We start from the raw sequence: 6,000 nt of genomic DNA, 5'->3' as shown, positions 1-6,000 counted from the left end.
GCTGCGCTTCATTCTCTGGTCCTCTCAATGGGCCAGAGCTTACTTCAAAATGGATTATTTCAACGGGGCAAGGTCAGTCGAAGTCGATCTATCGGAAGAAGGCTGGAAGACGGAGCTTCAAAAGCAAATCGTCGCAGCTCTAAAGAGATAAACTATGCGAATTCTTATCGTCGATGACGACAAGCCAAAGCGCTCCCGTGTTGCTGAACTGGTCGGCCAAGGGCTCATAGACTACGGCGTTCAGATAAAGGAGGCGGCAACCTATGAAGAGGCACTACGGACTCTTCAGGAATCCTACTACGATCTGGTTGTCTTGGACCTGTTGCTTCCCGCAGCCGACGGCACTCCGAGCCAAGACTCATCACGCGCGCTGATAAGGCAGGTCACCAACGGGACCGGCCTGCTTCCGCCGATGCACATCATCGGCCTCACCGCTTATGAGGCGGTCGCGGATCAGGAGAGGGCGTACTTCGATCAGCATCTGTTGTCGCTGGAATTCTATTCCGCCGAGCATACGAGATGGGCTGACAAGATTGTTTCCAAGATAATCTATCTGATGCAGTCTCAGCACGCGAGCATGCGCTTCCACGCGGAGAGCTTTGGAGTGGATGTGTTCGTACTCGCCGCTCGACACGAGAACGAGTTCCTCCCGATCCGGAAGAAACTTTTCAAAACGTGTAAGGACGAGACCCACCCGCTTTGGAAGGGCGAGATTACGAGAGGCGAGATCGAAATGCGGGACGGTCGCCTGCTGTCTGCGGTTCTCTGCTGTGTCAACGAGATGGGGATGGCCCCGACCGCAGCCGTGGCCAGCCAGGCAATCAACGTCTTTCGCCCCAAACTCCTGGGCATGATAGGCATGTGCTGCGGCTTCAACACCAAGGCATGCGTAAGCCCACGAAGGATCATGGATGTGATCGTCGCTCGGGAGGTGACCTGCTGGGAAGAAGGCAAATACGTCGACGGATCAAAGGACCAAAGCGATTTTCAGAATCGGGCAAAGACCAGGGTGGTAAACGAACTGATCCGAGATGACGTCGAAAAGATCATCGAGCAGTCGGAGCGCACTATCAAGCCGGCGCTCAGTCGGTTGTCCAAGAAGCCTTTCTTCAAGAAGGTCCATGCTCACTTCAACGCAGGGGCTGGGGAGGAGGTCGTCCGCGATCTTCCCGACGTGAAATATGCGCCGATCGTATCGGGTTCTAGCGTGATTGCGGACGACAAAATGGTTCAGGAAATCCTGACGCGGCACACCAGTGCGATTGGGCTAGATATGGAACTATTCGGGCTCTACACCGCAGCCGATAAAGCCTATGGCAAACGACCCTAGGTGTTGGGGGTGAAGGGCGTCGCCGACTTCGGAAAAGCTTCGAAGGACGACAACGCCCAGGAGGCAGCTTCCATCATTGCAACCGAGGTTTTCAAGAGTATCCTAGAAAACCTCGACGTCTTTAAGCGTTCTGGGCCGGGATGATTATCGCTCACGGACGCGTGCCGAGGGGCGCGGCTACCGAATCCGCAACGTTTGCCAAGGCGGCTTCCAGCCTTTTCACGGTTCGATCTATTGAGCGCGTAAGTTTTCCCAGCCTCATCTGAAGCCGGTGCAGGCGAGCGCTAATTTGAAGAGGGGTTCAACACCAGGCAGCCCGGGAGGGCGCACCGCAGGCCCGCCAGTGGCCGACCGTTTTCATCTGGTCCAAAATTTCAGGGCGGCGATCAAGGAACAGATGAGCGTTTGTGGTCACGCGCATGTCAGACCCATTCTCTCTGAAGATGCTATAGCCAGCGCTGCGGCACAACACCGCCGAGCCCGCTTGGCGCACAGACAATCCCGTCAGGAAATATTCGAGACGCTTCAAGCTTTGCGCCAGCAGGGCCTCACCTACAGCGAGATTGAAAGGCAGACCGGATACGAGCGCCGCAGCGCCGGTGATGACGGATATAGTCCGCTTTTCGGCCGCGGTGTGTTTTTCAGAGCCCCCTTTAGGAACTCCAACTCCAGCGCCTGCTTGCCGACCAGCCGCTCCAGCGCCGCGATCCGTGCCTCGTACTCCTGGATGAGGTCGACGGGCTGCGCATCCCCGTCAAATGCGCCCTCCTCGTACTTCTGAACCCAGATGCGGATAAGGTTGCGCGACATGTCGTGGCGTTTTGTCAGACCATGCAGCGTTTCGCCGGCGAGGAATTCCTGCACGACCTGACGTTTGAATTCGACGCTGTGACTGCGGTGTTTTGCCATCGGTCTTCTTTCCGAAAACCCGGTGGGCCGGTCAATTTCTCATCCCGATCTGTCCACCCCAAGGGGCGCACTCCACTAAGGGGTGATTTTTGGACGCCGGTTGCCATCCTACTTATGCTGAGTTTGCGGCCAAGAATTACAGGCTTAAATCAGATTATTGACGAGTAATCGTCGATAATGCTATTATAGCGCAGAATGAGGTGCGCTATGCTGTATAAGCTTGAAATCGAAAACTTCTTTTCCATCCGAGATCTGCAGATCCTCGACCTGACGGTCGATGCTAAAGTGCCTGATCCTGAAGGCCGCTATACCCCGGTGTTCGAGGGTGCAGACGTACGCGTGCCAAAAGTCGTCGCCTTCTATGGCGCCAATGCGTCGGGCAAGACGACGATTATTCGCGCACTCGAATTTATCGTTTCGATGATCCGCGACAGCGTATCGCGCACAATCCCAGGCTTCACCGGCATCGAGCGTTTCAACGACGTGGAATCCGCCAATCGGCGGATTCGGATTGCGATCGAGCTCGGTGGCGCCATGAACCTGAATCCGGAAGTCCATCAGCGTGCAATGGATGGCGAAAAGGTCGAGCAAGGCAACTATCGCTACGAACTGGAAATCGAACTTCATGACGGGCTCGCAGTGCGGATCGCGTCCGAAGCGCTGCGTCAGAAACCGAACGGCCAAGGCAAATGGCAGCGCGTGTATGAACGCGATGCCGAGGGAAGAGTGAAGGACTCTAAGACCTTCAGCCTTTCGGGTTTTCAGCACCTCGTGAAGACGCTCGCGCCAAATCACACGGTCTTGTCGTCCTTCGCCAAATTCCAGCATCCCACCGCGCAGCTCTTCGTGAATGCCGCGCGCAATGCCTTCTTTCAGATTGAGCCTGTGCATTCCTTCGTTGATCACGAGGTAATCGACTATCTCAGGAACCAGCCAAACGTCGTCTTGCGTCTGAAGGATGAGCTGAGCCGTATTGACGTCGGCGTAGAAGGGATCCGCTTCCAGCAGACGGAAAATGGCCCCCCACTGCTTTTGTTCAAGCACGCGGGGCTTGCGTCCGAAATGCCCTGGACGATGGAGAGCCATGGAACGAGGGCTTTCATCAAAATGTTCCCGTTTATCATCACCGCCCTCGATACGGGCGGTTTCGTGGCAATCGACGAAATGGACACGGCCATTCATCCGAATATGCTGCCGGAACTGGTGCGCTGGTTCTACGCGGCATCTGGGAGAAACAGGCTCAACGCACAGCTCTGGCTTACTTGTCATTCGGCCTCGCTGCTCGATTACCTCAACAAGGAGGAAATCGTGATCTGCGAGAAGGACAGAGAGGGTCGCACCCACCTTTACAGCCTCATGGATGTGAAGGTGCGTCGAGACGAGAACCACTACCGAAAGTATCTGAGTGGTGCATATGGCGGGGTTCCGAACCTAGGATGAGCCGCAGACGCCCCCCACATATTCAGCCTCGCCGAGTGGTGTACATCGGCTGCGAGGGCAGGTCAGAAGTTGGTTATGTCGGTCTTCTGCAAGACCTGATCCGCGGAGCCAATCTCGCAGTGCATTTGCATATCGAGGAGTTGGGGCCGGGAGCTGGCGATCCTCTGTCGCGCGTCACATTGGCTGTGCATCGCTTGAAGCAGCTCCAGAAGACACGCGGAGCGCCCGCGGACCGTTTCGCGCTTCTGGATTCTGATCAGGCTGATCGCGATACCGAGCGCGCCGCTATCGCGCGCAAGCTGGCCGCCGACAACAACATTACGATCGTCTGGCAGCGGCCCTGCTTTGAGGCGGTGCTACTACGTCACCTGGCGGGAAGGACGGCTAATCGCCCACTCGACACCCTGGGCTCGACCCGGGCGCTCGAACGGGAATGGCCGGGGTACCGAAAGCCCATGTCACGCGCAGACCTGGCGCGCAGACTTGATCTAGATGGCGTCCTTCGTGCGGCAAGCGTAGAGGCCGAACTGCGCGACCTACTACGAAGCGTTGGACTGTTGTAGCAAAAGGGGGGGCTCTTCATGCTGAACACGGCGGATTCCTCAGACGTCATGATCGAAACTGAGGCTGGCAGGCTTCCATATGCAGAACGTGTCAGAGAACCTTGATACCTTCACGATAGACGCTAGAGCTCAGCGCCGTGGACTTGACCCATCCCCTCATTTCCTTCCTGCAGCAAACTCCGCAGGGAGCGACCTTGAACATCTGGTTCATCCATCGGCAGGTCCATCGCGGGGCCTAGCATCGAACCATAGGCATGCTCCTCTCCCGAGAAGCTCCGGCTTACAACACCACGAATGACTGCGCCCCTTGCATCAAAAACGGGGGCTCCGCTCATCTTGCCTGGAACTCGGGCATTGAAATCGAAGCAGGGTCCAGGAGTTGAGACCTTCAGTTACAAAGAGGTTCAGCCGAAATGGTTATCAACAATCCGGCCCGTAGCTGGATTGATCTCAATGTCCGGCATCTCAGCATACCCCAGCGCGTAAGCATCCTCGCCCGGCGTGAACGGGTTCAGTGATATGTTCAACGGCTGATGAGCTTGGCCTCCAGGCATCTGGGGTATCTTGCACACAGCGACATCAGTGAGATGCTCCCACCGGTCATCTTCATACAGCAGCGGACTTTGCTTCCAATCGCCCCAAGCCCACATTTTCTCGAAGGGGAAGAACGTAAAGGCCTTTTGCAAATAACTCCCTCTTCCGTGCACCCAAAAGGGAATAAAGACCCCGAAATTCAAGTCGTCGCGATGCTGTACTTCTCGGCCGACACGCGCTGCCCCATAGCCTGCTTCCAAAGGATCCAGCAGCACATGCGCAGCTGTGATCAGGTAGCCTGTGCAGCTAATTATGGATGCAGTTCCTATTCGGATCGCGCTTTCACCTTCCAGCCACGCCACTACGGGAACGATGCTTTGCTGCATCAAAAATTCAGTAGTTCCAATGAGGGAAAGAACGTCCTCAAGCCGGCCCTTCGGGCTGTTCGTTAAAAACTCGAGGTTACCCTGCAAAAGAAAATACCGCTGATCGTCCCCAGCCTTTGAGGCTAGGGTGAGCCCTTTGAAGCTGTCTATGGCCCACAGCCCGTCGGGGAGAGCTTCCGAACTAGTGGAACGCTTGAAACAGCGCATTTAACAGTCAATCCGTCTCTGGAAAACGCAACAGTCCTGTCGGATAGCCTCCGCTTTCAAGGTGCTTACGGTACAGCAGCCGGTACCGCTGCCATCTTCACCGCGGTTCCTGTAACGACAACAAGCAGCATGCCGTACTTGCCACCACCTGCCACCTCCTGAAAATCTAGATCTATTCCCACGATTGCGTCCGCGCCGAGATTGCGCGCTTCGACCGGCAGCTCATCCAATGCCGCCTTCCGGCTGTTGGCGAAAACCTTTTGCTGCGCCTTTGCCCGACCACCGACGAGATCGCGAACTTCGGTAAAGATGTCCTTGAAATGTTCTGGCCAAACGCAACTTGAGCCGAGACGATACCGAGGCATTCTGTGATTTCTCGACCCGGTACCGTTGGCGTCGTCGCCATCATCATTTGCGCGCGACCAGCACGCCCGAGCTTCAGAAGTTTTTCTTCTTGTATCTGGCAGTCGCGGCAAAGGCGCGTTTCGGGATCATATTCGTGATTATCACAGCGGAATTCACACAGTCGACAATAGGGCATTCGATCTTTCTCCCGCTTCGGCTTTCCAGCTATGGGCTTGTTGGCAACCGCAGGCATCCAAACGGCTGATGCCGAAGGCGTCGTATCCGG

General features: G+C 56.0%; 5 protein-coding genes and 2 pseudogenes. 4 read left to right on the top strand and 3 right to left on the bottom strand.

The genetic code is table 11. From position 1 onward, the window contains the following. Window positions 1–154 precede the first annotated feature (154 nt). Window positions 155–1,330: a response regulator gene (locus CO664_RS27370; protein ID WP_097540522.1), complete on the top strand. Its 1,176-nt coding sequence runs from the start codon at window positions 155–157 to the stop codon at window positions 1,328–1,330. A gap of 296 nt (window positions 1,331–1,626) precedes the next feature. Then, window positions 1,627–2,021 (top strand): annotated as a pseudogene (locus CO664_RS31450) (ISL3 family transposase); the annotation flags it as partial. Window positions 2,022–2,077: 56 nt separating this feature from the next. Here the strand turns inward: CO664_RS31450 and CO664_RS31445 are convergent. Further along, a pseudogene (locus CO664_RS31445) lies at window positions 2,078–2,239 on the bottom strand (transposase); the annotation flags it as partial. A gap of 207 nt (window positions 2,240–2,446) precedes the next feature. Here CO664_RS31445 and CO664_RS27355 point away from each other — a divergent pair. After that, window positions 2,447–3,679 (top strand): ATP-binding protein, encoded by a 1,233-nt coding sequence (locus CO664_RS27355; protein WP_097540520.1) that lies wholly within the window; start codon window positions 2,447–2,449, stop codon window positions 3,677–3,679. 119 nt (window positions 3,680–3,798) lie between these two features. Further along, the gene (locus tag CO664_RS27350; protein ID WP_202859966.1) at window positions 3,799–4,242 is read left to right on the top strand and encodes a hypothetical protein; all 444 of its coding nucleotides are present in this window, start codon (window positions 3,799–3,801) and stop codon (window positions 4,240–4,242) included. A 404-nt stretch (window positions 4,243–4,646) separates the two neighbouring features. Here CO664_RS27350 and CO664_RS27345 read toward each other — a convergent pair whose 3' ends face one another. Both CO664_RS27345 and CO664_RS31440 read right to left on the bottom strand, forming a co-directional pair. Then, window positions 4,647–5,369, bottom strand: a complete 723-nt coding sequence (locus CO664_RS27345; protein WP_097540516.1) for a hypothetical protein — start codon at window positions 5,367–5,369, stop codon at window positions 4,647–4,649. A gap of 65 nt (window positions 5,370–5,434) precedes the next feature. Continuing rightward, on the bottom strand, window positions 5,435–5,734 hold the full coding sequence (locus tag CO664_RS31440) for a heavy metal-binding domain-containing protein (protein ID WP_097540515.1): 300 nt from the start codon (window positions 5,732–5,734) through the stop codon (window positions 5,435–5,437). Between the last annotated feature and the right edge of the window lie 266 nt (window positions 5,735–6,000).

The sequence above is a fragment of the Sinorhizobium sp. NG07B genome (assembly GCF_002532005.1).
Classification (GTDB): domain Bacteria; phylum Pseudomonadota; class Alphaproteobacteria; order Rhizobiales; family Rhizobiaceae; genus Sinorhizobium; species Sinorhizobium fredii_C.
The sequence above is the reverse complement of the archived record's forward strand: the minus strand, read 5'-3'. Positions and strand labels throughout refer to the sequence as shown.

Coding starts and splice junctions, on each gene's coding strand:
- CO664_RS27370 (WP_097540522.1), top strand. CDS start 155: ATGCGAATTCTTATCGTCGATGACGACAAGCCAAAGCGCTCCCGTGTT.
- CO664_RS27355 (WP_097540520.1), top strand. CDS start 2,447: ATGCTGTATAAGCTTGAAATCGAAAACTTCTTTTCCATCCGAGATCTG.
- CO664_RS31440 (WP_097540515.1), bottom strand. CDS start 5,734: ATGCCTCGGTATCGTCTCGGCTCAAGTTGCGTTTGGCCAGAACATTTC.
- CO664_RS27345 (WP_097540516.1), bottom strand. CDS start 5,369: ATGCGCTGTTTCAAGCGTTCCACTAGTTCGGAAGCTCTCCCCGACGGG.